This is a genomic window from Arthrobacter sp. LAPM80 (genome assembly GCF_046736435.1).
GTDB lineage: Bacteria > Actinomycetota > Actinomycetes > Actinomycetales > Micrococcaceae > Specibacter.
On record NZ_JBCHVD010000006.1, the window covers coordinates 19,649 to 44,059 of the forward strand.

Genomic DNA, 24,411 nt, shown 5'->3' on the forward strand with positions numbered 1-24,411 from the left:
TCCAAGAACGCTTGACTCTAGGACCTTGACTCTAGGACAGGGATGTTTGCTTGACGTCATGGCTTGAGGCGCTGCCCGCGTTCACGGTGGTGCTGCTGATATTTGCCCTGCCCGGCGCGGCGGTGCTCGCGGCGCTGCGGATACGCGGCTTGATGGCTGTTTGCCTGGCCCCCGCCGTGTCCGTCTCGGTGCTGGCAGTGAGCGCCATCGTGGCCCCCCTGATCCACCTGTCGTGGAACATCCCCGTGATCCTGCTGGGCACCGCGATTGCCGCGGCTGCGGCCTGGGCGGCGCGGCGGTTCATCCCCGCACTCACGCCCGAGCCTCCCTCCCCGCCGCAAAGCCCCGGGGCCGGGATTGGCGCGGCGCTCTCCGGCGTTCTGCTGTCCCTGGCAATCACGACGGCGCTGCTGACCCTGGTTGCCTCCAATCCGGAACAGTTCACCCAGGGATACGACTCGGTGTTCCACCTGAACGCCACCGATTACGCCATTCGAACAGGCAACGCATCCTCCTTCGCCACCTCAAACTTCATCCTGCCCACAGTCAAGTCCTCCTTTTACCCGGGCGCGTGGCACGGGCTGGCAAGCCTGCTGGCCATTCTTACCGGGATCAGCGTCCCTGCTGCGACAAACATCGCATGGTTGGCCGTGGCCGGCGTCGTGTGGCCGTTGAGCTGCGTTTTCCTGACCCGGGTGCTGTTTGGGGCCCGGCCCCTGCTGCTGGCCTGCGCGGGGCTTTTGGCTGCGGCATTCCCGGCCTTTCCGTGGCTGCTGGTGCAATACGGTTCGGCGTACCCCAATGCACTCTCCAATGCCCTGGTGCCCGTGGGTATCGGCCTGGTGCTGCTGATCCTGCGACCCTCCGCCCACACCGGCCTCGCCCCGGCCCCGGCTCTTGCCATGGTGGCCCTGTTTCTGCCCGGAGCCATCACGTCCCAGCCCAATGGCGTGTTCAGCATCCTGCTGGTCCTCACCCCCCTGATTGCCTACCTCATCTTTGTGTGGGTGCGCACGGGATTTGGCCGCACCCCCGCCCGCGGGTGGATGCGGATCGGACTGCTTGTTGTGGTGGTGGCTGCCGTCGCGGCGGCATTGTTCACGCTGCCCCAAATCCGCAGCCTATTCAACTACACCAGCCCGGCGTTTCTTTCCTTCCCACTGGCCCTGCTCCGCAATTTCACGCACGCGCCGGCACCCATCTGGTTCCCTGCGCTGGCACTGACAGCACTGGTGGTGGCGGGCGCGCTGGCAGGTTTCCGTCGCAGGGGGCTTCGCTGGCTGCCTGTGGCCCTTCTCCTGCTGGCCTTCACCTATCCGCTGGCGACGGGCACCAACGCCAGCCTCGCTAACATCGCCATGGCACCCTGGTGGGACAACCCGGAGCGCATTGCGGCACTCATGCCGCTGCTGGCCGTGCCGTTGGCCGCCCTTGGCCTCGTCATGCTCATCGACTGGCTTGGCAGGAAGTTCCCGCGCACACCGTTCGGCCCTGCGCCGGGACGGCGCAGGGGCAGGGTGGCAGCGGTGGCGGGACTCGCCGTCGTCCTTGTCCTGTCCAATCCGGGACTGTGGCAGATGAAAGGCGAGGTGGCCCAGATGTACAATGTGCCGCCCGAACCCAATGGCCTGGCGCAGGTTGATGCGCAGGAGCTGGCGCTGATCCACAGGCTTCCGAATTACACAACAACCCAGGATGTCATCGCCAACAATCCTTACAACGGATCGGCGCTGGCGATGGCACTGGCGGGGCGGACCATGCTGTTCCCCTACAGCTCGCAGGGCGATTTGTCCCCCGAGCTGTACACGCTGCGCTTTTGGCTCAACCGGGTCGGCAGCGACCAGGAGGTGTGCGCGGCGGCGAAGCGGCTGGGCGTGACGTACCTGCTGGACTTCGGCACGAATTACATTCCGGCGTTCAACGATCCCCGGTCGCTCTATCCGGGAGTGACACTGGCGCCGGATTCGGACGCCTTCACCCTGGTGGCCAGCGAAGGCCATGCGCGGCTGTACAAGCTGACCCTCTGCGGCGGGGTGCCCGTGGGCCCCTGACCATCCGAACAGTTAAGCGGCCAACATGACAATTTTGTCACGCCTTGGGGTTTCCCCAGCTCTCAGGCCGTAGAGTTGAGCAAATAACTGGCGGGGGGAAAACGAGGAGCACAAAAGTGGGCAGCAGTTTTGGGGATCGACTAAAACAAGAGCGTATGTCACGAAACATGACACAGTGCGATCTTGGCGGTGAGCTGTACTCCGCCAGCTACATTTCGCTGCTCGAAAATGCCCACCGCGAGCCCACCACCGAGATCATCAAGCAGCTTGCGCGGCAACTCCAGCTCTCACCGTCCTCCGTCGCCGCCTGGGAAAAGCCTTCCTTCCCCGAGGAAAGCGAATACCTGAGACTCTCACTGTGCGCCCGTCAATGCTGGGACACCCGCGATTACCTCGGGGCGGCCAACAACGCCAGGGCGGCGGCAGCGCTTGCGCTGGCCAGCGGCGATCCCGTGACGTGGTGGCACATGAACTTCCTCGCCGCCAATTCACTGTTGCGTGAGGGCGCCCATGGCGAAGCGACCGCCATCCTTGGCGCCCTGCTGGAGCACGCGCTCACCCTCGAAAGCGACGCCCTTTCACTGCGGGCCCACCAGGTCATGGCCGCCGGAATGCTGGCCCAGGGCTGTCTGCAGGAGGCCATCGCGCACGCCATCCAGGCTGTTGAAATCGGGTCCGGCGACAGCGCTGAGGAATTCGGCGCCTACCTTCTGGCGCTGCAAACACTCATCGGCGCCCTTACCGAGGCCGGCCGCCTTGACGAGGCATGGACACACACCAGGGTCCTTGCCGACGCCGTCACCGACGACACCCCGGCGCAGATGGCAGGTGAAATCCATTGGGTCATCGGCAATGTCGCGTTCATCCGCCACGATGTAAGAACCGGCCTGGAACACCACGCAAAGGCCGGAAGGCTGCTCTCCCCCGCGGCGGACCTTGCCCGCTGGGCGCAATTCAACAAGGCAACGGCGTGGGTGCGGCTCCTGGCAGGAGTCGTGGAACCAGCAACCCTGCAGGCCATTGAACGCAGCGAACTTGCGCACTCGGTGGTGGGCGCAACCCCGGCGGAAACCCTCGAGGTGTCGCTGCTGCGCGCCCGCTGGCATTACCTCAACGGCGAACTGGCCGAGGCCTTGGCGCTCCTTGACTCCATCGAATCCCAAAAGGAACAGCTGGCACCCCACATTTCCGGCGACTCCGCCCTGCTGCTCGGTACGGCCCTGCAGGCCGCGGACCGCCCGGACGAGGCCTTTGCCGCCTACCAAAGCGCCCTTGACAGGTTCACCCTGGCCGGAGCCGAAGACAGGGCAACCGTCGCACGCGAGCACATGGCAAACGTCCAGACGGCCGGCGTCTAAAAGCTTAGGGCCAGCCTTCCCACATGACAAAGGGGCCGTTGCGGCCTTAACCGTGGATATTCACCGGTCAAGGCCCCAACGGCCCCCTCTTTTTTGCCTTTGGACGAGCGTCGTCCTTAGACGAACGTCGCGCCCGTCAGCCGCTCAAACGCCTCGACGTAGCGGGCGCGGGTGCGCTGGACAACGTCGGCGGGAAGTGCCGGCGGCGGGGTGTCCGAGGCCCTGTCCCACCCTGATTCGGCGCTGGCCAGCCAGTCGCGCACGTACTGCTTGTCGAAGCTGGGCTGTGCCTGGCCCGGAGCCCACAGCCCGGCATCCCAGAAGCGCGAGGAATCCGGGGTCAGCACCTCGTCGCCCAAGGTGATGACGCCGGTGGCCGGATCGGTGCCGAACTCGACCTTGGTGTCGGCAAGGATGATGCCGCGTTCGCGGGCAATTTCCTCGGCGCGCGAGTAGATCCCAAGGGTCAGCCGGCGCAGGTCCTCGGCGATCCCTGCACCAACGGTGTCGACCATGGCTTCGTAAGTGATGTTCTCGTCGTGCTCACCCACCTCGGCCTTGGCAGAGGGTGTGAAGATTGCTTTTTCAAGACGTGACCCGTCCACCAGGCCCGCGGGCAGCGGAAGGCTGCACACGGTCTGTGATGCGCGGTATTCGATCAGCCCGGAACCTGTGAGGTAGCCGCGGGAAATGCATTCGATGGGGAACATTTCAAGCTTCCTGCACACCATGGCGCGGCCTGCAACGGCAGCCGGAACGCCGTCCTCAACCGTTGTGGCGACCACGTGATTGGGCACGTTGAGCTGCCCAAACCACCACAGGCTGAGCCCCGTCAGGATGCGGCCCTTGTCGGGGATCTCCGTCGCCAGGATGTGGTCATAGGCACTGATACGGTCGCTGGCAACAACCAGGACGACGTCGTCGCGTCCGGCGAACGGACCGCCGTCGGATGCGGGCTGGTACAGGTCGCGGACCTTGCCGGAGTATACGTGGCTCCAGCCCGGCAGGATGGGCGCGGCGGGAATCATGGAAGTCATGGGGCTTTGGTCCTTATGCCTGTGCGGCGGTGTTGGCCACGGTGATTTCCCCGCGGGCAGCCTTGGCGGCAATGTCCGTGCGGTACTGGCCGCCCTCGAGGGAGATTTGCTCAATGCCGGCATAGGCCCGCTCGCGCGCATCCTCAAGGTCGTCGCCCAGTCCGACGACGGCGAGCACGCGGCCGCCCGCGCTGATGGTGTTTCCATCGGCGTCGCTGTCGGTGCCCGCGTGCAGAACGTGGACGCCGTCGAGCCTGTTGGCCTTCTTCAGTCCGCGGATCCTGTCGCCGGTGCGCGGCGCCTCGGGGTAGTTTTCGCTGGCAAGCACGACGGCGACGGCCGTCTCGGGTGCCCAGCGCAGCTCATCGATGCCATCGAGCTGGCCCTTGGCTGCCGCCATGAGGACCCCGCCGAGCGGTGTCTTCAGGCGGGCGAGGACTGCCTGTGTTTCAGGGTCGCCGAAGCGGGCGTTGAATTCAATGACGCGCGTGCCGCGGCTTGTCAGTGCCAATCCGCAGTACAGGACGCCGGTGAAGGGGGTGCCGCGGTGTGCCATGGCGTCAATTGTGGGCTGGGCAACCCTGTCGATGACTTCCTGGACCAGGCCGGCAGGAGCCCATTCAAGCGGGGAGTATGCGCCCATGCCGCCGGTGTTGGGTCCTTCGTCGCCGTCGAAAATGCGCTTGAAGTCCTGGGCCGGGGCCAAAGGCACGCAGGTGCGGCCGTCGGCAAGGACAAAGAGTGAAACTTCGGGTCCGTCGAGGAATTCCTCGATGACCACCGTGCCGCCGACCTCAAAGCAGGACTGGGCATGGGCCAGGGCCTCGGCGCGGTCATTGGTGACAACGACGCCCTTGCCTGCGGCCAGTCCGTCGTCCTTGACAACGTAGGGGGCCCCAAAGGTGTCAAGGGCGTCGGCGGCTTCCTGCGCATTGACGGCAACCTTCGCCATCGCGGTGGGAACCTGGGCCTCGGCCATGACGGTCTTCGCGAACGCTTTGGAGGCTTCCAGCTGTGCGGCCTCCTTGCTGGGACCGAAGACCGGAATGCCTGCTGCTCGCACGGCATCGGCGACACCTGCGGCGAGCGGGGCCTCGGGCCCAACCACGACCAAGTCACTTTCCAGCTTCAGGGCAAGAGCCGCAACTGCGGCCGGATCGCTGGCGTTGATCGCGTGCGTTGGCACGATGGCCGCAATTCCGGCATTTCCCGGTGCGGCGTGAACCTCACTGACGTTGGGGTCGCTGAGCAACGAGCGGACAATGGCATGTTCGCGGCCTCCGGGGCCAATGACTAAAACCTTCACAATGCAAGACTACTTGGCTTCAAGTGCCGGGGCCGCAAAATGACGCTCCTCCCCTGACAACAGGCCTCCGGAGCGTAGCGAAAAGCAGGGCCAAGAAAAGATTCGGCAGCCCTTGCCATTGCTGGGAACGCGGGTGTAGTGCAACGATGGGGGAGCAACCCGTTGCATCAAGTCATTCCAGCTGATTGCCTTATGCTCGAAACTGCCTTGTCTCGTCTTGGCAGGCAGTGGCACCACTGTCGCCGTAAGCCCGTCTCCGGGCACCTTTCATCTCATCAGGGGGACCCACCTACATGCGAGCAACTAAGCGCGCCTTCTTTCGGCGCGGCGCCGCGGCCTGCGCCGCAGCCGCGGTCTTGATCGGCGGCAGCTTTGCCGCCGGCGCAGCCTCCGCAGCACCTTCACCCGGCGCCACACCCAGCTCGTCCGCCGCCCCCAACGGGATCGCCGCCGGGTCCGGACTGCCTGGTGGCCTGGCAGAGGCGGTGAGGCGCGACTTGGGCATGAGCGTGGAGGAATTCACCAGCCAGGCCGCCTTGTCCACCACGGCAGCAGCCATGCAGGCAAAGCTCGCCACAGCAGATCCGGCGGCTGTCGTGTCCCTCGACGGCGACACCATCAACGTCAAGACCTCAGCTCCCGAGGTCGCCACGGCAGCTGCAGGGCGCACCAAGGTCAAGGTGGACGCCGTCACGGCCGGGCCCCTGGCCGCCACCAAAGACGCGGCGAGCATCGACGCGCTGTTCGCCGCCTACACGGCGGAGTTTGGCACCAGCAACCTGCAGGCCATCATGGTCAACGCAGACGGCAACTTTGTCATCCGCACCGGCGATGCAGCCACGGGGAGCCCGGTGTCCCCGGCCAGGTCATTGACCGCCGCAACCGAAACCTCCATCACCGACTTCGCCGCCAAGTACGGAAACGTGGTGGTTGAGCCTGCACAAGGACCTGCCGGTGCGTTGGCCGGAGACGTTGTCAACGGCCAGGGCTACATCGCGTTTGACTCCCAGTCGCGCCCCCGCGAATTGTGCAGCATCGGCTGGAACGGTTTCAACAAGTATGGCGCCCCGGCCGTCATCTCAGCAGGACACTGCACCGATGACGGGGCCCTTGAAGCCACTAAACTGACAGTTCCGTCGCAGGACGATGCCGGCAAACCTACCACGCGGGGAGGAGCGATCGGCGATCCCTTGGGAACCTTTGGCTTCTCCCAATTCGGCGGTCCCGGCAACTCACCGGCGATCGATCCTTTTTCGCAAAACCCGAGCAACATCGGCACGGATGTCTCCGTCATTGACGGCATCAATACGGCGCTGGCCCAGCTTCCCACGGTCACCGACTGGAGGACCCCCGCTTCTCCGAAGGACTCGGGCCCCCAAGTGACTGGCGTTTCCGATGCGATCCTCGGCACCCCCATCTGCAAGTCCGGCCGCACAACTGGCTGGTCCTGCGGCACTGTCAGTGAAGTCGGAGTCTTCTTGGTCGGTGGTATGAAATACCCCGCAAACCGCAATGATATTCGCGCCGTGCGTGGTTTTGGCTCCACCAGCCTGGCAGCCGGTCAGGGTGATTCCGGCGGGCCGATCATCGCCGGCACACTGGCGGTGGGCATGGTCAGCGCAGGTGTGGAGGAAAAGGACAGTGCAGGCGTCATTACAAAGACCACCACTTACGGCGTGGACCTCAAAGACGCACTTGCGCACACAGCAGGCTACTCGGTGAAGATCTTCCTCAACACCCCCAAGGTGACAACCTCGGCACCCGTATATCGCAAGGGCACCGTCACAGGCACCGTCGCGGACGCCCCCGCCGGCACCACGGTTTCGGTCACCATCAACGCTGCCACGATCGAAGTTCCGGTTGCCGCCGACGGCACATGGAGCGTTGCGGCCCCCGACGCATTCGGCACGTTCTCGGTGCGCGCACAAGCCAAGAACGGCTTCAGCACCTCAAAAACCAGCGAGGCCTCCATTGAGGTCATCAAGGAGACAGTGGCCGCCCCTGCCATCTCCACACCCACCAACGGCCAGGAGTTTGCCCACGACGGGGGCCCGTCGGTCATTTCCGGCACCAACCTCCAAGAGGCAAGCGTTTTGGTGACCGTGGACGGCAAGCCATACGACGCCGTCGTCCTTGACGGAGCGTGGCACGTCACCCTTGATGCCAAGCTGGGCTCCGGAAACCACACCGTCACGGCGGTGCAGACATGGCGTGACATCGCGTCGCCAACCGCCACCTCCGCCTTCAAGGTTCTGGCGGAAACAGCCCCGCCGGCAACACAGGAACCCACCCCGGCACCCACCACGGCCAAGCCCACCACGGCCACGCCCACCACCTTCGCACCGACCACCAACAACCTTGCCACCACGGGAGCCTCCAGTTCACTGCTGCTGCTCGGCGGGGCCGGCGGATTGCTGCTCCTGGGCGGGGCTGCCTTCCTGCTGATTCGCCGCCGTTCGGAAAAATAAGCTGGAGGAAAATATGACAGTGGGTCCCGTTCACACTGAAGGGGGCCCACTGCCATATGCGGAACCATCCCGGCAGATCCACGCAAGCACAAACACCCAGCAGCACCGGAGGGCACCATGAAGAGCCAGAAGATCGCAGCGATTGCCCTCGCGGCCGCCATGACAGGAGCACTCGGCATGAGCGCATGCGGCACCAATTCCGGCCCCGCCGAACCGGCCCCATCATCCAGTGCGCCCGACAGCCCCTCCGACAGCGGGTCGCTGCTGCTGCTCAACGACTCGCTGCGCGCCAAGCTCGGCGATGAATATTCCGATTCCTGGATTGAGGGCAACAAGCTGCATGTTGCCGTCACCACCAAGGCCGCGGCAGCCATCGTGACCGCGGCCGGCGCCATCCCGAAGCTCGTCACCATCAACGCCGCACAGCTGGAGGCGGCCCTGCAGGCTGTCTCCGCATGGCAGGCCCGGCTCCCCGCGGACCAAGGCGCCGCCATCCAGCGGATCATCCCCGACGGGAACACCGCAACGATCACCATATATGTCGCGGCAGACCAGCTCGACGCCGTGTCCCGGGCCGCCGCTGCCGACAAACCTGCCGGCGCCGTTCCCCTGGTCATCAAGGAATCCGCCGGCCTGGCCACGCCGCTCTAAGCGTCACGTTTTGCCATACTCGATAGGATGACACCATGATCCATACCTTCAGGGCGTACGACGCCGTTGAGCTCGCCGTCCTGGAACGCAGCGGATTTGTTGAATCCGTCCACATAGGTTCGGCCGTGGTGGTGGCCGGCGATGGCTCGGTTGTCACCGAACTGGGTGACATCAAGGCCCCGATCTACCCGCGGTCGGCCACCAAGCCCTTCCAAGCCCTGGCCTCCATGCAGGCGGGCGTTCCGCTGCGCGGCGCCCAGGTGGCCATCGCCTGCGGCAGCCACACAGGCTCCTTCGAGCACATGGACGTGGTCTCGGGAATGCTCAAGTCGGCCGGCCTGACAGAGGACCATTTGGGCTGCCCGGCCGCCTGGCCAACAGATTCCACAGCCCGCGCCTGGATGGTCCGAACGGAGCGGGAGAAATCCAAGCTCGCCATGAACTGCTCGGGCAAGCACGCAGCGTTCCTGTGGGCCTGCGTTGAAAACGGCTGGGACGTGGCCGGATACCTGGAGCCAAACCACCCCATGCAGCGAGCTGTGCGCACCGTCCTGGAGGAATCCACGGGCGAAACGGTCACGCACACAGGCATTGACGGCTGCGGCGCACCCGTCATGGCCGTATCGCTGACGGGCCTGGCCCGCGCCTTCAGCACGCTGGCGAAAGCCCCGTCTGACAAGCACGCCAATGCCCGGGCCGCCACGATCGCCACCTCCATGCTGGACTACCCGTGGGCCGTCGAAGGCCATGGGAAGCCCAACACCGTGGTCATGGACGAGCTCGGGGTCCTGGCGAAGATGGGCGCCGAGGGCGTGCTGGCCATGGCGACCCCCACTGGTGCAAGCGTCGCCGTGAAAATTCTCGACGGCAACGGCCGGGCGGCAACGCTCGTTGGCCTGACCCTGCTGGCGGCCGCGGGCGCACTTGACGTTCCCGAGGTTGCAGAGGTGCTGGCCGCCATCGTTCCCCCCGTCATGGGCGGCAACAGCCGGGCGGGCAGCCTGCGTCTGGGCCAAGCCGTCAGCGCACTGCTGAATTAATCCCCAACCGCTCCCCCTGCTCGCAAGCTCCCAGCGGGTCCCTCGCACTCGTTACCCCACCGACCCGAAGTACGGCCGGTGGACATCGGACATCAACAACACAACAGGAGGTGCGCACATGGTCGCCCGACGCCGCATCGACATCGCCGAGGGAAGCGCCGCGCTGGCTGGCTGGCGCGGCGGGGACGCCACCCGCGCCGTCACGGCCACGGCCGTCAGGTACGCCCTGGAGGAATTGGCCGCGCGCGCCCCGGGCAACTCGGTGGAGGTGCGCGTGCCGCCCTTTGGCGTGACACAGTGCATCGCCGGTCCGCGGCACACCCGGGGCACACCCCCCAATGTGGTGGAGTGCGACGCCGGAACCTGGCTTGCGCTGGTGACCGGCGGCATGGACTGGGCTGACGCCGTCGAACGCGGCCTGGTGGCGGCCTCAGGATTGCGCGCAGACCTCTCAGCCGAGCTGCCGTTTTAGCGGACCGCGGCACCCCGGAGCCGACTCCAAGGTTGGCCGGGTACCCTAGATGCATGACTTCCCAGCCTGAAACCACTTCCGGAGAGCCCCGCAAACTCATGGTGCGCCGTGCCCCGAAGTATGTTCCGTTCCTAATTGCCGGCGCCCTGGCAGGCGTGGTGACGGCAGCAATCTTTACTTTCATGTTCCCGCCGAGCCAGGACTTTGAAACTTCAAGCGTCTTTGGCCTGTTCGCCGTCCTGATGGTGGCGCCCGGGGCAGGGATGGGCGCCATTGTGGCCCTTGTCCTTGACCGGCAGGGCAGGCGCCGCGCAAAGACGCTCCTGGTGGAACCACTGCCCGAGGACGAAAGCAACGCAAACGCCGAGTCCGCGTGACTTTCAGGGCGCGTGCCAGGGTGCATGACGCCATCATCTGTGGTTAGAGACACGGGCCATAACGTGAGACAATTTTCAGGTGGCACGCGGAGACGGAAAACTATCCCATGATCTTTTACCCGGCGAAAAGGGACCTCAGGACGCTTGTGGCGTTCTGGGCATCTGGGCACCCGGTGAAGAGGTTGCAAAACTAACTTATTACGGACTGTATTCACTGCAGCACCGTGGTCAGGAATCGGCTGGCATCGCGACAAGCGACGGCAAGCGGATCAGTGTGTACAAGGACATGGGGCTCGTTTCCCAGGTCTTTGACGAACCCACACTTAACACCCTGACGGGGCACATGGCTGTGGGCCATTGCCGGTACTCCACCACAGGCGCAGCCAACTGGGCCAACGCCCAGCCGACACTGGGCGCCACGGAAAGCGGCGCAACTGTCGCCCTGGCGCACAACGGCAACCTGACCAACTCCGCTGAACTGCATGAGATGGTCCTTGCCAGGTACGGCGTCCCCACCTCCGGTGAAATGGCACAGGGCAACACCACAGACACGGCCCTTGTCACCACCTTGCTCCGTGGCGAAAAAGGCCGCTCCCTGGAAGAAACAGCCATGGAACTGCTGCCCAAGATCCACGGCGCCTTCAGCTTCGTCTTCATGGATGAGCACACCTTGTACGCGGCCCGGGACCCGCACGGTGTCCGCCCGCTGGTCCTTGGCCGCCTCGACAGTGGCTGGGTTGTTGCCTCCGAAGGCGCCGCCTTGAACACCATCGGCGCCACCATGATCCGCGAAATCGAGCCCGGTGAATTCATCGCCATCGACGAAGACGGTGTGCGCACCCAGCGCTTCGCCCCGGCAACCCCGGCCGGCTGCGTCTTTGAATATGTTTACCTGGCCCGCCCGGATGCCACCATAGCCGGCCGTTCAGTGTACGAATCCCGTGTTGAGATGGGCCGCCAGCTGGCGCGTGAAAACCACGCAGAGGCAGACCTTGTCATCCCCGTCCCGGAATCGGGCACCCCGGCCGCCATTGGCTACGCCGAGCAGTCGGGCATCCCCTTCGCCCACGGTTTCGTCAAAAACGCCTACGTCGGCCGCACCTTCATTCAGCCCAGCGACACCCTGCGCAAGCTCGGCATCAAGCTCAAGCTCAGCGCCTTGGAATCAGTAATCCGCGGCAAGCGCATCGTTGTTGTGGATGACTCCATTGTCCGCGGCAACACGCAGCGCGCCGTGGTGCGCATGCTCAAGGAAGCAGGCGCCGCCGAGGTCCACGTGAAGATCTCCTCGCCGCCCGTGCGCTGGCCATGCTTCTACGGGATCGACTTCGCCTCACGTGCGGAGCTGATCGCCAATGGTGCAGCCATCGACGAGATCGCCAAGTCAATTGGTGCTGACTCACTGGAGTACATCTCCGAGGACGGCATGATCAACGCCACGATGCAGCCGCGCGAACGCCTGTGCACTGCCTGCTTCACCGGCACCTACCCCATAGAACTTCCCAGCAGCGACCGTTTGGGCAAGAACCTGCTCGAACGCACGAAAGCCGGCGACGCCACCCCCGCCACCGGGTGCGACCCGGGCCCTGATGCGGAACTGGAAAACATCCTGACCGATCAAGACCGCACCGCAGCCGACGGTTCCTAAGAATTCCGTAGAAAAGAGACGCCATGACCAACGCCTCCCATGATTCAGCCGCCCAGGGAATCACGTACGCCAGTGCCGGTGTTGACACCGAAGCCGGCGATCTAGCCGTTGAATTGATGAAGGAAGCCGTCAAGGCCACCCACGGCCCCAGCGTTGTTGGCGGTTTCGGTGGCTTTGCCGGCCTGTATGACGTCTCCAAGCTGCTGACGTACAAGAAGCCGCTCCTGGCCACCTCCACCGACGGCGTGGGCACCAAGGTTGCCATCGCGCAGGCCATGGACATCCACGACACCATTGGCTACGACCTGGTCGGCATGGTTGTCGATGACATCGTTGTGGTCGGCGCCGAGCCACTGTTCATGACCGACTACATCGCCACAGGCAAGGTTGTCCCGCAGCGCATCGCAGACATCGTCCGCGGTATCGCTGGCGCGTGCAAGGTTGCCGGAACAGCCTTGGTTGGCGGCGAAACCGCCGAGCACCCGGGCCTGCTGGCACCGGATGAGTACGACGTCGCAGGTGCTTGCACCGGTGTCGTCGAGGCTGATTTGCTGCTGGGTCCGGAACGCGTCCGTGAAGGTGATGTCATCATCGGCATGGCATCCTCGGGCCTGCACTCCAACGGCTACTCACTTGTCCGCCGCGTCATCAACCACGCCGGATGGGCACTTGACCGCCAGGTTTCCGAGCTTGGCCGCACCCTGGGTGAGGAACTCCTGGAGCCGACCCGCGTATACGCAGCCGACTGCCTCGATTTGACCCGCTACCTTCCTGTCACGCAGGAAAAGGCCGTTCATGGTTTCAGCCACATCACCGGCGGCGGCCTGGCCGCAAACCTGGCACGTGTCCTGCCCCAGGGCCTGATTGGTACCGTAGACCGCTCCACCTGGAGCATGCCTGCCATCTTCAACCTTGTTTCACAGCTGGGCAACGTTCCGTTGGCCGACCTTGAGCGCACCTTGAACCTCGGCGTTGGCATGGTGGCAGTGGTTTCCGCTGACGCAGCAGATGACGCTGTGGCCCGCCTGAACGCGCGCGGGCTGCCGTCATGGGTCATGGGCACCGTCACGAAGGAGTCCTCGGATTCCGAGAAGACCGGGTCCGACTACACCCAGGGCGCCAAGGGCGTTGACGGCGGCGCTGTCCGCCTCGTTGGCAACTACGCTTCCTAGCTTTTGCATTCATGATCCCGTTCGCGGGTTTCGACACCGCTCTACGGGTGTCGAAACCCGCGAACGGGATCATTTGCTTGGGAGGGCGTGGGGACAACAAAATCCCCACACGTCGTCGCGGCATTCTTGCCGCGCGTCGTGCAGGGTTTGTTGCGTATGGCGATCTAAGCGGTCCTAGCCAATGCGGCGGGAGTCCACGTCGTCGTCGTCCTCAAACTGGTCCGCATATTTATCTTCATATGCCGAATAATCGGGCTCTACAGGAATCTCAATGTGATGGCTCGGGGCACGCCGAGGGGTATCACCGAGCTCTTTTTGCAGAGCGGAATAATCAGTGTTCGGGGAGTAATACTTGATATCCCGAGCCTGCTTGGTTGCCTTCGCCTTTTGACGGCCGCGCCCCATGGCGTGACCCCCTTTTACACTTGGACCGGAGGTAGTCGCTCGGGCTAAGAGCGAGGCTCCGGAATATTCGGTCATTTGTCGTACTCCTAGATTACATTAGTTCTGCACCAACCGTGTCCGCACCATTGGTTGTTCTGCCCATAGCCAAACGAAGGTTTTAAGCCGGGCGGAACGCTTTATTCGGTAGAGTCAGCTATAGGCGGAGCATTTAGTCCACAGGATGGCATTCACGGAGCGGTCCACAGCTGTCACCAAAACACTTCCGTCCCCATCCCCAACACGAGTTTTTGCGCGATACACGGCGCAGCACGGAAGGTCAGTCCCCATGAACGAAAGCAGCAACGCCAACGATCAGGGCGCCCAACAAGGCCCTCCCCCGAAAGACGGCGAGCAGTCGGCGCAGAATGCCGAGCCCGTCATCTCCAGCACCGACTACGAGTTTTCCGCGCCCGAGCTCGGTGCCGTGGAAATCAGCGAGGACGTTGCCGAGAGCGTCGACCTTGAAGCCGCAGAGGCCGAGGCCGCCCGCGTGGAGCATGAGGCCCAACTCGCAGCCCGGCTAGTTTCCTCGCCAGCCGCGGGGCACACCCCGGCCGAGGTCACCCCGGCCGAGGTCACCCCAGCGGAGGTCACCCCGGCGGGGGTTGAGCCCGAATCGCCCGTTGAAGATGCCGTCCCCGAAGCTCCGCCAGCCCCGGGCCCCGCACCGCACCTCCGCCCCGGTGTTGACCACGGCCATGGCTGGCGCCGTCCCGAAACTCCATGGCAGCAGTCCGCCACCCCGTGGCAGCCAAAGGCCGGCCAGTGGCAGTCCCCCGCTCAGGTGGCCCGTGGTGAGGAGGAGGCCACGGCCGCACTCCTGGCTGCCGGCGGCGAGCCAGCAACACCTGACGCCGGACAGGCGGCACCGGACGGCCAACCCACATCCCAGGGCGCCCCTGCCCCCTTCGGCCAGGACGGCACGCCCGAAATGCCACCGGTTCCGGGTTTCCCTGGCGGTCCACAGGGCCCCGGACAGCCTGACGGACCCCACAACCCCGGGCTTCCCGGCGGTCCGGGATTCCCCGGCGGGCAGGATGACAACGGCAACTCGAGGAACAAGCTTTTCATCGTCCTTGGTGTTGTTGTGGTTGGCCTTGCCCTGATTGCGTTCTTCATCTGGCTGCTGGTCAGCTTTGTGTCAGGAAGCACCCAGAGTGCAACCACTACCCCGCTTCCGGCCAGCCAATCCCAGGTGCAGAAAAGCGGCACGGCGAACGCCACGGATGCAGGGAGTCCGGGCAATTCCTCGGATGGAGGCCTGATCATCGCGGCGCTGTCGCCGCTGAAGTGGATTCAAGGCGACTGCCTGCGAGACGTCAAGGACCAGGCCACCCCGGCCGACGTCGTCCGGTGCAGCACCCCGCATGGCGCCCAGCTTGTCGGCACCTTCTACTTCGGCGACAGCGAGGCATACCCCGGGGTCGACGCCCTCAAGGCCAAGGCCACCGCAGTGTGCCGTGACGCTCAGTTCACCACGGACGCCGCCGCTATCAAGACACTCAAGCAGAGCACGGCCTACCCCTCGGAAGCCTCGTGGAAGGACAAGGATGACCGCCGGGTCGACTGCCTCGTCTACGACACCCGCGGCGGCAACCCACTGGTCACCTCCCTGGTCAAGTAGGTCTCGCTCATCCAGTAGGCACAATTACGGAAGCCGGCCGGGCTTGCTGGAATTCAACTCCCGACAAGCCCGGCCGGCGCCTTTGAGCGATGCCCCGCGCGGGGCTTCGGCCCGCTATTTGCGACTGACGGTCAGCCCCGACGTCGAGGCCGAGTCCATGTCCTGTTCGTCGAAGTCGGCGGCCGTGTCCACCAGGACGGTGTCGCCATCGGAGATGGCACCTGCCAGGATTTCCTTGGCCAGCCTGTCGCCGATCTGCCGTTGCACCAGGCGGCGCAGCGGACGGGCACCATAGGCCGGGTCGTAACCTGTCGCCGCCAGCCAGGCCTTGGCAGCAGCCGTCACCTCAAGGCTCAGTCGCCGCTCGTACAGGCGGGCGGAAAGGGCCTGCACCTGCAGGTCCACAATCTGGGCGAGCTCTTCAACGCTGAGCGCGTCAAACATGACGATCTCATCGAGCCGGTTCAGGAACTCCGGCTTGAACGAGGACTCCACAATGGACATGACTGCCTTGTGCTTCTCGTCCTCGCTCCGCGTCGGATCGACCAGGAACTGCGAGCCCAGGTTGGACGTCAGCACAATGATCACATTGCGGAAATCAACCGTGCGGCCCTGCCCGTCGGTGAGCCGTCCGTCGTCGAAGACCTGCAGCAGGATGTCGAAGACTTCCGGGTGCGCCTTCTCGACCTCATCCAGCAAGACCACCGAATACGGACGACGGCGCACGGCCTCGGTCAGCTGGCCACCTTCTTCGTAGCCCACGTATCCCGGCGGGGCACCGACAAGGCGGGAGACCGAGTGCTTCTCGGAGTACTCGCTCATGTCGATGCGGATCATGGCGCGTTCATCGTCAAAGAGGAAGTCGGCAAGCGACTTGGCCAGCTCGGTCTTTCCCACACCGGTCGGCCCCAGGAACAAAAAAGAACCTGTGGGCCGGTCCGGATCGCTGATGCCGGCCCGGGCGCGGCGGACGGCGTCGGATACGGCAGTCACAGCCGATGCCTGGCCAATGAGCCGCGAGCCCAGGACCTGTTCCATATGCAGCAGCTTCTGGCTTTCGCCCTGGAGCATGCGTCCGGCGGGGATGCCGGTCCAGGCGGAAATGACCTCGGCGATGTCGTCGGCGGTCACCTCCTCGGCCACCATCAGCTCGCCCTTTTCCGATTCCTCCTCGGCCGCAGCCTTCTCCAGCTCGCGCTGCAGGGCAGGCATTTCGCCGTATAGGATCCGGGAGGCCTGCTCAAGGTCGCCGTCGCGCTGGGCCTTGTCAGCCACGGAACGCAGCTCATCGAGCTTTGCCTTCAGGTCACCCACACGGTTCAGGCCGGCCTTTTCGGCCTCCCACCGCGCGTTGAGCCCTGCAAGCTCCTCCTTCTTGTCGGCCATGTCGGCACGCAACGCCTCAAGCCGCTCGATTGACGCAGGGTCGGTCTCGCCGCTCAGGGCCAGTTCCTCCATGGTCAAACGGTCGACGGCGCGGCGCAACTGATCGATCTCCTCCGGGGCGGAGTCGATCTCCATGCGCAGCCGTGACGCGGCCTCGTCCATGAGGTCGATGGCCTTGTCCGGCAGCTGGCGGCCACTGATGTAGCGGTTGGACAGCGTTGCCGCGGCAACCAGTGCGGAGTCAGCGATGGCAACCTTGTGGTGTGCCTCGTAGCGTTCCTTCAGGCCGCGCAGGATGCCGATGGTGTCATCGACGCTTGGCTCACCGACAAAGACCTGCTGGAATCGGCGCTCCAGGGCGGGGTCCTTCTCGATGTTTTCGCGGAACTCATCCAGCGTGGTGGCGCCAATCAGGCGCAGTTCGCCGCGGGCCAGCATGGGCTTGAGCATGTTGCCCGCATCCATGGAACCCTCGGAGGCACCGGCGCCAACTACCGTGTGGATCTCGTCGATGAACGTGACGATCTGCCCGTCGGAGGCCTTGATCTCCTCAAGGACTGCCTTGAGGCGTTCCTCGAACTCGCCGCGGTACTTGGCACCGGCCACCATGGAAGCAAGGTCGAGGCTGATCAGGGTCTTCCCGCGCAGCGATTCCGGCACGTCACCTGCCACCATGCGCTGGGCCAGACCTTCGACGACGGCAGTCTTGCCGACGCCCGGCTCGCCGATGAGCACGGGGTTGTTCTTGGTGCGCCGGCTCAGTACCTGGATGACGCGGCGGATCTCGGAGTCGCGGCCAATGACCGGGTCAAGCTTGCCCGAGCGGGCAATGGCCGTCATGTCCACGCCGAACTTTTCCAGCGCCTCGAAGGTGTTCTCCGGGTCGGGCGTTGTGACCTTGCCGTCGCCCCTGACTGTGGGCAGGGCGGCGTCGAGCGCAGCCTTGGAGGCACCCGCCTGGCGCAGCGCACTTCCTGTTGCTCCGGCGTCGTCCGCCAGGCCCAACAGCAGGTGCTCGGTGGAGACGTAGCTGTCCCCCATGCGCTCGGCGGCCTGCTGGGCGGCCTGCACGGCGAGCAGCGTGTTCCGGCTTAGCTGGGCCTGGGCCACTGACGTGCCGGACGACGACGGGAGGCTGCGAATGGCGGCACTCGCACCGACGCTGACCTCATCGGGGTCTACACCGGCGGCCTTGAGCAGGGCCACTGCCACGCCCTGGCGCTGGTCCATGAGGGCCTTGAGCAGGTGGGCCGGCTCGACCGTGGGGTTACCTGCGGTCGAGGCGTTCATGGCGGCGGCGGAAAGAGCCTCCTGGCTCTTTGTGGTGAATTTGGCGTCCAAGAGGGGTCCTTTCGTTGGTGTACAAATTGGCGGTGACACACTCGTACTGAAGTTGAGTCTACTACGCTCAACTTTTGAATGGGGGAAGTTATTCCAGAAATTCTACTCTCCAAAAAATTCTTGACATTGACGCTGCGTCAACCTTTAGCGTTGTCTTCATGAGCAGCAAAAGGGGCCCCGACGGGCACGATGCGGACTGGTCCATCCAAGAAATCGCCACGCTGTCAGGCACTACAAGCCGGACACTGAGGCACTACGACACGATCGGGCTGCTGCCACCAAGCCGCATTGCGGGCAACGGCTACAGGCACTACGACCACGCCTCCCTGATGCGCCTGCAGCGAATTTTGCTGCTGCGCGAGCTCGGGCTTGGCCTGCCTGCCATCGCCGCGGTTTTGTCGCAGGCGAGTTCTCCGGCGGCAGCGCTGCGCACCCACGTTGCGTGGCTGCGAGGGGAACAGAAACGGTTGACGCGGCTGATCGCATCGGTTGAAAAGACAATTGCAGCAGAAACACAAGGAGAGAACATCATGGCCAAGGACATGCTTGACGGCTTTGAACACACGCAATACAAGGAGGAAGTGGAGCAGCGCTGGGGACAGGCGGCCTACGCGGAAAGTGACGGCTGGTGGCGCGGCAAGCAGCCGGCGGAACAGGCCGAGTTGAACGCGCAGGTGGCGGCGCTGAACGCCGACTGGATTGCTGCCTTCACTGCCGGGGCGGCGGCCGATTCACCTTTGGCTCAGGAGCTGGCCCGGCGCCACGTTGCCTGGCTGCGGTCCATTCCGGGCACACCGGCAACCAAGGCGGGCGGCGATGTTCGCGGCTACGTGTTGGGCCTGGCCGACATGTACGTTGGCGATGAACGGTTTGCCGCGAACTACGGCGGATCCAAGGGTGCCGCCTTTGTCCGCGACGCCCTTGGCGTTTTCGCGCAGCGGGAGCTGTAGGCTGCACAGCCCCCTCCTCTAACGGGGCTTGCGGGCACTCCAGATCATGTTTGTACCCAGGAACTTCGACTTCACCTTGATGTCCACAAATCCGGCCTGCTCGAACCGCAGCCGCAGTGCCTGCGGGGTCAGGAAGCCCAGGGTCGAGTCAACCAGGTACTGGTAGGCGTCGCGGTCGCGTCCAATGATTGTCCCGAGCGTTGGAATGACCACGCGCATGCCGATGCGTACGAACGGGGCAAGAATGCCCCCGGGAGGGGAGGACTCAAGGGCGGACACAACACCTCCGGGGACAAGGACACGAAATTGCTCGGCAAGGACCTTGTCCAAGTCGCTGACGTTGCGCAGCAGGTAGCCGTGGGTGACGCCGTCGAACGCGCCATCTTCAAAGGGAAGTTCGTGGGCGTCGGCGAACTGCCAGTGGATGCCCCCGTTGCCCCTGGTTTGGCGGGCCACCTCCAGCATGGCTTCGGAGAAGTCCGCCCCGATGACCGAACTTCCGGGATTCTGTCCATGGACGGCCCTGGCAATGACACCGGTTCCGGTGGCCAGGTCAAGGAACTTGCTCCCGCCACCGCCGGTGGCAAAGATGGCAACCTCCCGGCACCAGCGCTTGTGCGAGCCAAGGGTCATGAGGCTGTTCATCAGGTCATAACGCCGGGCGATGCCGTTGAAAGTGGCCTGGACAGTAGAGTCTTCGTTTCGCATTGCCGCCGGTTCTTTCTTGGTGTGCTGGAATGAATTGAGTCTATGCGCGCGGGCCCGCCCCGGTCACATCCGCGGGCAACGACGGCGGCGAGGGCCACGGGCCTACACTGGGGCCATGATCTTCATCGATCCCCCCTTTTGGCCTGCGCACGGGACAGTGTTCTCCCACCTGATTTCGGACACGTCAATTGCCGAACTGCATGCTTTTGCCGCGGCGAACGGAGTCACCGGGCGGGCCTTCGACCTTGACCACTACGACGTCCCGGAGCGCATTTACGCGGAACTGGTGGCGGCCGGGGCCCGGCCGTTGTCAGGCAAGGATCTTGCGCGCACGCTGGTCGCTTCTGGGCTGCGCATCAAGGCCAAATACCGGGTCAAGTCGGTCGGCTCGGTGCTCGAGCTGCGCTGGAACGCCCTCGTGCCCGACCAGCCGGAGCTGGGCGCAGACCTTCTTGCGCGATGGAACGAGCCCCACCGCCATTACCATAGCGCCACCCACCTGCTCGCAGTATTGGAGGCCCTGGACCTGCTGACCGAACGCAACGTTCCCGGGCAGGTGGCCCTTGCGGCCTGGTTTCACGACGCCGTCTACAACGGCAGCGTCACGGACGAGGAGGACTCCGCTATTTTAGCGCAAGCGTGCCTCAATGGACTCTTGCCGGCCCCGCAAGTGGCGGAAGTGACGCGCCTCGTGCGACTGACCGCAACCCACTCCCCCGCCCCCTCCGACGGCGCCGGGCACATCCTATGCGATGCCGACCTCGCCATCCTGGGCAGTGCGCCCGGCGAGTATTCCCGCTATGCGGCCGCTGTTCGCAAGGATTTCGCGCACATTCCTGACGAACAATTCCATCAGGGAAGGGCCGCGGCCTTGAAGCAACTGCTGGCCCTTGACCCGCTTTTTCGCACCGTCAGGGGTCGTGAATTATGGGCGGGGCAGGCGCAAGCAAACCTCAGCGGAGAGTTGGCACGGCTGGGTCACAATCTGGCCGCGGCGGACGGGACACTCACCCCATGACTGATTACAGCTCGTGGCGGCCCTGGGGATCCGAATGTCACAGTGGACGACGACACCATGGTGGTGCTCCAACGCTTCAAGGTCATCGCCCTGATGCCCTAGCCCAACCCATGCTGCCGGCGATACCCTCAGCACATGGAGAGAACGGGAACAGTCCGCATCTGGCACCGCGACGAGGGCCGGGGTGTCATCGACTCCGCCCAGTGACCGCGGTGATGCCTACCATTCCGCCTTGCCCATCCGGTTTGACGACTGAGGTTTAGCAGAATTTTTGACCCGCCGCAGCCGGATAACCTTGGGTCATGGCTTCGAAGAATGCACCCCGCGCACCCCGGCTCACTCCGCTAGACCTGCATGACCTGGTGGACAACGACGATGCGTTCTTTGGCCCGGGCGAGACCTACGACGGTCAGCGCTTTGAGCGGACAGCCTTCGATGAGGCGAACCTGACGTCCACCGATTTTCTGGAGTGCGAACTCAACGGGCCTACGCTCAACGACGCCGAGCTGCGCGGCGTGCGCTTCCGCGGAACGGTGCTGAACGACAGTTTCGCCCCCATCCTGAAGGGCGCCCGCACCAGTTGGCGGGACACGGAGATCAACTCACCGCGGTGGGGTTCGGCCGAGCTTTATGACAGCAGCTGGCAGTCGGTGCGGATCGATGGCGGAAAGGTCGACTTCCTGAACCTGCGCGCGTCAAAGATCGTTGACCTGCAAATCAGCGATTGCATCATCGGCGAACTGGATCTTGGCGGCGCCAACATCACCCGCATGGCCTTGACGAACTGCCGGATCGGAACCCTGGATTTCCAGCAGGCCACGCTGAAGGACCTGGACCTTCGCACCACGGACTTCCGCACGCTCAACGGTGTCGGTTCCATGGCCGGGGTCGTGATTGACGACTACCAGCTTGGCCTGCTGGCACCCATCCTGGCCGCGCACCTGGGCATCACCCTCGCCTAACCACGGGGGCCCACGCGCGTCGCTTTGCCGGGAAATGACCCGGGCCGGAACTCTACGCCATACCACCCAGTGCAACGAAAATTGACTAGGATTGGCCTATGATTCCACGTCCCATCTCTGCGCCGGTCCCTGATACTGAGCAAGTTCTTGCCCGCAGGGGCGTTGCCGGCCACCGCCAATACCGCATCCCGGCCCTGGCCGTTTCCACCCGCGGCACCCTTCTGGCCGCCTATGACGGGCGCCCCAACCTTGACGACCTGCCCAACCCGATCGACCTGTTGATCCGGCGCAGCACCGACAATGGGGCAACGTGGGGGCCGCAGCAGACGGTGCGCACGGGAACCGGACTCGACGGGTACGGCGATCCGAGCCTGCTGATCGACACTGACACCGGCCGCATCTTCATGTTCCACGCGGCCGGCACGCATGCGGGATTCTTTGAGGCGGCCTCCGGGCTGGATGACAGCGACGCCATCCAGCACGCCGACCTCAGCTTTTCCGACGACGACGGCGCCACCTGGCACCACCGCCGCCTCACTTCCATGCTCAAGGGCGACGGCGTGACGGGTCTCTTCGCCGCAGCCGGTGCAGGCATACAGATTCACACCGGATCCTTCAAGGGCCGACTCGTCCAGCAGTTCGTGCTTTTGCACCAGGGCGAAATCAAGGCCGCCAGCGCCTACAGCGACGACCACGGCGAGACGTGGAAACTGGGCGAGTTCATCGCCGGTGCGAATGAGAACAAGGTTGCCTGCCTCGCTGACGGATCTCTGCTGATGCATTCTCGTGCCACTCCGCACCGTCTCACGGCACGCTCCACCGACGGCGGCCGGTCCTGGTCCCCGGCGCAGCCGCACCCCGAGCTGCCCGATCCCAGCGACAACGGTTCGGTGGCCCGCTTCGACGGCCTGCCCAACGTCACATCGTTCGTGGCCCCGGAGACCGACAACTGGCTCATCGCCACCCACAACCATGACCCCCTGCTGCGCCGCAACACGCTCCTGAAGCTCTCGAAGGACAACGGCGCGAGCTGGCCCTACGCCGTCGTGCTGTGCGCGGGAAGCTCTCAGTATTCCACCGCAGCCCGCCTGCCCGACGGCCGGATTGGTGTTCTGTACGAGCGCCAGGGCTACCAGGAAATCGTGTTTGCGACCATCGACCCGCATGAGTTGCAGGCCTCCCCCGCAGCGTCCCTGGCGCACGACGGCGGCACAGCCCGGGCGGGCAGCGTCGGCCTGAGCGTCGTGTTGCGATCCATCACGCCAGCCAGGCCGCCCGTGTGGGAGAGCGTTGGCGAGAGCTTTGTGCTGGCCCAGACTGACGGAGACTGGGATCCGTCCGCGTGGAAGGAAGTGGGCCAGGGCTACTCGGAGGACGCTCCCCAGGTGCTCTCCAACCGCGAGTCGCAGGACCTGAACTACGGAGCAGTGATCCCCGGGTACAAGGCGGGCGACGTGCTGGCCTTCGCCGGCCGCGTGGAGAACTTCGGCGCAACGGGGGCGCCAGCCGTGTCGGTGTTCCGCGAGGACAGCCGGACCGACGGCGAGGTTGTCGCCGGCGCGGAGCCGCTGGCAGTTGGTACTGTGCGCGGCTTTACGGCCACCTACACCGTAACGGAGGCCGACATTGCGGCCGGCTCCGTCATGGTTGCGTTCACCATGGGCGTTGACGACGACGGCCGGACGCTCGGTGCGAAGCGCTCCTTCACCTTCGACGTCATTTCCGGGGACATCGCCGAGCACTGACGCGCCAAACCCCACCCCGCGCACGGCACCGAAGACGGGTTCAACCCTCGAGAACGCTGTATCTTGGGGGATGATTCGCGGGTTGGCCCAGTTTTCGGCGTTTCACGGCGCCGCGGCCGATGGTCAGGGACCGGTGTCCGGCGTCGGGTGGTTCTGCTCGAAGTCCTTGAGCGCCATGGCAATCGCGTGGTCTGCATCTGCCGCCGTCCGGGTGGCCTTAAGCGTTTCGACCGTGACATTGAATCCGCTGACGCGCGCCTGCAGCTGCGTCAGCGCTGCAATGAGCATGGTTTCCTGCTCGGCAAGGGCGTCGCGCCGCGATATGAGGTCCGCCAGCTGCCCGCCCATGATCTCCTGGCGGCCCATGGCATTCTGCGCGGCCGATTCATCACCGTCCCGCCGGGATTTCTGCGCCTGCACCTCAAGCGCGTCCATGGCCCGCTGCAGGTCAGCGGCCTGGACGTCCAGGCGCTGCCTGCTCACCGAAACATCGGCGACGCCGCGGCGCATCTTTTGCACGGCGGCCTGCTGCTTGAGCTGGGCATCGGCCAGGGTGGGCTGGTCGCGGGAGGAGGCCCCGGCGTCGTGCTTCACAGCGGAATCCCTGGAGGAAAAAACCTGGGCAATGCGGGCGAAGATGCTCATTGGCCCCG

The 24,411-nt window shown here is 64.7% G+C and carries 20 protein-coding genes; 14 read left to right on the forward strand and 6 right to left on the reverse strand.

Translation table 11 applies throughout. The features are described from left to right. The first annotated feature begins 50 nt into the window (after positions 1-50). The gene (locus tag AAGW05_RS07965) at positions 51-2,051 is read left to right on the forward strand and encodes a DUF6541 family protein (RefSeq protein WP_411803970.1); all 2,001 of its coding nucleotides are present in this window, start codon (positions 51-53) and stop codon (positions 2,049-2,051) included. Positions 2,052-2,167: 116 nt separating this feature from the next. Beyond that, positions 2,168-3,409: a helix-turn-helix domain-containing protein gene (locus AAGW05_RS07970; protein WP_411803971.1), complete on the forward strand. Its 1,242-nt coding sequence runs from the start codon at positions 2,168-2,170 to the stop codon at positions 3,407-3,409. Positions 3,410-3,525: 116 nt separating this feature from the next. On the opposite strand, the gene AAGW05_RS07975 is transcribed toward AAGW05_RS07970, so the two are convergent. Together AAGW05_RS07975 and purD are read right to left on the reverse strand one after the other, a co-directional pair. Beyond that, on the reverse strand, positions 3,526-4,446 hold the full coding sequence (locus AAGW05_RS07975) for a phosphoribosylaminoimidazolesuccinocarboxamide synthase (protein WP_411803972.1): 921 nt from the start codon (positions 4,444-4,446) through the stop codon (positions 3,526-3,528). 13 nt (positions 4,447-4,459) lie between these two features. Then, a complete protein-coding gene (purD, locus tag AAGW05_RS07980) occupies positions 4,460-5,752 on the reverse strand; it encodes a phosphoribosylamine--glycine ligase (protein WP_411803973.1) in 1,293 nt (430 codons plus the stop codon). A gap of 293 nt (positions 5,753-6,045) precedes the next feature. Here purD and AAGW05_RS07985 point away from each other — a divergent pair, with 293 nt between their 5' ends. The 7 genes from AAGW05_RS07985 (at position 6,046) to purM (ending at position 13,580) form a co-directional block, all read left to right on the forward strand. Continuing rightward, positions 6,046-8,220, forward strand: coding sequence for a trypsin-like serine protease (locus AAGW05_RS07985; protein WP_411803974.1), 2,175 nt, complete (start codon positions 6,046-6,048; stop codon positions 8,218-8,220). Positions 8,221-8,337: 117 nt separating this feature from the next. After that, positions 8,338-8,871, forward strand: a complete 534-nt coding sequence (locus AAGW05_RS07990) for a hypothetical protein (protein WP_411803975.1) — start codon at positions 8,338-8,340, stop codon at positions 8,869-8,871. A 35-nt stretch (positions 8,872-8,906) separates the two neighbouring features. Then, positions 8,907-9,911, forward strand: coding sequence for an asparaginase (locus tag AAGW05_RS07995; RefSeq protein WP_411803976.1), 1,005 nt, complete (start codon positions 8,907-8,909; stop codon positions 9,909-9,911). A 118-nt stretch (positions 9,912-10,029) separates the two neighbouring features. Next, positions 10,030-10,383 (forward strand): sterol carrier family protein, encoded by a 354-nt coding sequence (locus AAGW05_RS08000; protein WP_411803977.1) that lies wholly within the window; start codon positions 10,030-10,032, stop codon positions 10,381-10,383. A gap of 53 nt (positions 10,384-10,436) precedes the next feature. Further along, a complete protein-coding gene (locus AAGW05_RS08005; protein WP_411803978.1) occupies positions 10,437-10,760 on the forward strand; it encodes a hypothetical protein in 324 nt (107 codons plus the stop codon). Positions 10,761-10,839: 79 nt separating this feature from the next. After that, positions 10,840-12,408: an amidophosphoribosyltransferase gene (purF, locus tag AAGW05_RS08010; protein WP_411803979.1), complete on the forward strand. Its 1,569-nt coding sequence runs from the start codon at positions 10,840-10,842 to the stop codon at positions 12,406-12,408. A 23-nt stretch (positions 12,409-12,431) separates the two neighbouring features. Next, a complete protein-coding gene (gene purM, locus AAGW05_RS08015; RefSeq protein ID WP_411803980.1) occupies positions 12,432-13,580 on the forward strand; it encodes a phosphoribosylformylglycinamidine cyclo-ligase in 1,149 nt (382 codons plus the stop codon). Positions 13,581-13,754: 174 nt separating this feature from the next. On the opposite strand, the gene AAGW05_RS08020 is transcribed toward purM, so the two are convergent. Next, positions 13,755-13,985, reverse strand: a complete 231-nt coding sequence (locus AAGW05_RS08020; protein ID WP_411804126.1) for a DUF3073 domain-containing protein — start codon at positions 13,983-13,985, stop codon at positions 13,755-13,757. Between the two features lie 325 nt (positions 13,986-14,310). Between AAGW05_RS08020 and AAGW05_RS08025 the strand changes: the two genes are divergently transcribed. Next, a complete protein-coding gene (locus AAGW05_RS08025; protein ID WP_411803981.1) occupies positions 14,311-15,648 on the forward strand; it encodes a septum formation family protein in 1,338 nt (445 codons plus the stop codon). A 114-nt stretch (positions 15,649-15,762) separates the two neighbouring features. Here AAGW05_RS08025 and clpB read toward each other — a convergent pair whose 3' ends face one another. Further along, positions 15,763-18,375: an ATP-dependent chaperone ClpB gene (clpB, locus tag AAGW05_RS08030; RefSeq protein ID WP_411803982.1), complete on the reverse strand. Its 2,613-nt coding sequence runs from the start codon at positions 18,373-18,375 to the stop codon at positions 15,763-15,765. A gap of 158 nt (positions 18,376-18,533) precedes the next feature. Between clpB and AAGW05_RS08035 the strand changes: the two genes are divergently transcribed. Next, entirely contained in the window at positions 18,534-19,325 is a 792-nt protein-coding gene (locus AAGW05_RS08035; RefSeq protein ID WP_411803983.1) for a MerR family transcriptional regulator, read from the forward strand. An 18-nt stretch (positions 19,326-19,343) separates the two neighbouring features. On the opposite strand, the gene AAGW05_RS08040 is transcribed toward AAGW05_RS08035, so the two are convergent. Continuing rightward, the gene (locus tag AAGW05_RS08040; protein WP_411803984.1) at positions 19,344-20,033 is read right to left on the reverse strand and encodes a ubiquinone/menaquinone biosynthesis methyltransferase; all 690 of its coding nucleotides are present in this window, start codon (positions 20,031-20,033) and stop codon (positions 19,344-19,346) included. A gap of 115 nt (positions 20,034-20,148) precedes the next feature. On the opposite strand from AAGW05_RS08040, the gene AAGW05_RS08045 reads away from it, so the two are divergent. From AAGW05_RS08045 to AAGW05_RS08055, 3 genes are all read left to right on the forward strand, one after another. Beyond that, positions 20,149-21,051, forward strand: a complete 903-nt coding sequence (locus AAGW05_RS08045; protein ID WP_411803985.1) for a DUF4031 domain-containing protein — start codon at positions 20,149-20,151, stop codon at positions 21,049-21,051. 302 nt (positions 21,052-21,353) lie between these two features. Beyond that, positions 21,354-22,013: a pentapeptide repeat-containing protein gene (locus AAGW05_RS08050; protein WP_411803986.1), complete on the forward strand. Its 660-nt coding sequence runs from the start codon at positions 21,354-21,356 to the stop codon at positions 22,011-22,013. A gap of 98 nt (positions 22,014-22,111) precedes the next feature. Then, entirely contained in the window at positions 22,112-23,758 is a 1,647-nt protein-coding gene (locus tag AAGW05_RS08055; RefSeq protein ID WP_411803987.1) for a sialidase family protein, read from the forward strand. A 123-nt stretch (positions 23,759-23,881) separates the two neighbouring features. Here AAGW05_RS08055 and AAGW05_RS08060 read toward each other — a convergent pair whose 3' ends face one another. Continuing rightward, positions 23,882-24,403: a PspA/IM30 family protein gene (locus AAGW05_RS08060; protein WP_411803988.1), complete on the reverse strand. Its 522-nt coding sequence runs from the start codon at positions 24,401-24,403 to the stop codon at positions 23,882-23,884. Positions 24,404-24,411: the final 8 nt, after the last annotated feature.

Bases quoted from the DNA above. Each gene is read 5' to 3' on its own strand.
- AAGW05_RS08025 (WP_411803981.1), top strand. From the start codon at position 14,311: ATGAACGAAAGCAGCAACGCCAACGATCAGGGCGCCCAACAAGGCCCT.
- AAGW05_RS08045 (WP_411803985.1), top strand. From the start codon at position 20,149: ATGATCTTCATCGATCCCCCCTTTTGGCCTGCGCACGGGACAGTGTTC.
- AAGW05_RS07985 (WP_411803974.1), top strand. From the start codon at position 6,046: ATGCGAGCAACTAAGCGCGCCTTCTTTCGGCGCGGCGCCGCGGCCTGC.
- AAGW05_RS07995 (WP_411803976.1), top strand. From the start codon at position 8,907: ATGATCCATACCTTCAGGGCGTACGACGCCGTTGAGCTCGCCGTCCTG.
- AAGW05_RS08040 (WP_411803984.1), bottom strand. From the start codon at position 20,033: ATGCGAAACGAAGACTCTACTGTCCAGGCCACTTTCAACGGCATCGCC.
- AAGW05_RS08050 (WP_411803986.1), top strand. From the start codon at position 21,354: ATGGCTTCGAAGAATGCACCCCGCGCACCCCGGCTCACTCCGCTAGAC.
- AAGW05_RS08055 (WP_411803987.1), top strand. From the start codon at position 22,112: ATGATTCCACGTCCCATCTCTGCGCCGGTCCCTGATACTGAGCAAGTT.
- AAGW05_RS07990 (WP_411803975.1), top strand. From the start codon at position 8,338: ATGAAGAGCCAGAAGATCGCAGCGATTGCCCTCGCGGCCGCCATGACA.
- purM (WP_411803980.1), top strand. From the start codon at position 12,432: ATGACCAACGCCTCCCATGATTCAGCCGCCCAGGGAATCACGTACGCC.
- AAGW05_RS08060 (WP_411803988.1), bottom strand. From the start codon at position 24,403: ATGAGCATCTTCGCCCGCATTGCCCAGGTTTTTTCCTCCAGGGATTCC.
- AAGW05_RS08000 (WP_411803977.1), top strand. From the start codon at position 10,030: ATGGTCGCCCGACGCCGCATCGACATCGCCGAGGGAAGCGCCGCGCTG.
- AAGW05_RS07975 (WP_411803972.1), bottom strand. From the start codon at position 4,446: ATGACTTCCATGATTCCCGCCGCGCCCATCCTGCCGGGCTGGAGCCAC.
- AAGW05_RS08035 (WP_411803983.1), top strand. From the start codon at position 18,534: ATGAGCAGCAAAAGGGGCCCCGACGGGCACGATGCGGACTGGTCCATC.
- AAGW05_RS08020 (WP_411804126.1), bottom strand. From the start codon at position 13,985: ATGGGGCGCGGCCGTCAAAAGGCGAAGGCAACCAAGCAGGCTCGGGAT.
- AAGW05_RS08005 (WP_411803978.1), top strand. From the start codon at position 10,437: ATGACTTCCCAGCCTGAAACCACTTCCGGAGAGCCCCGCAAACTCATG.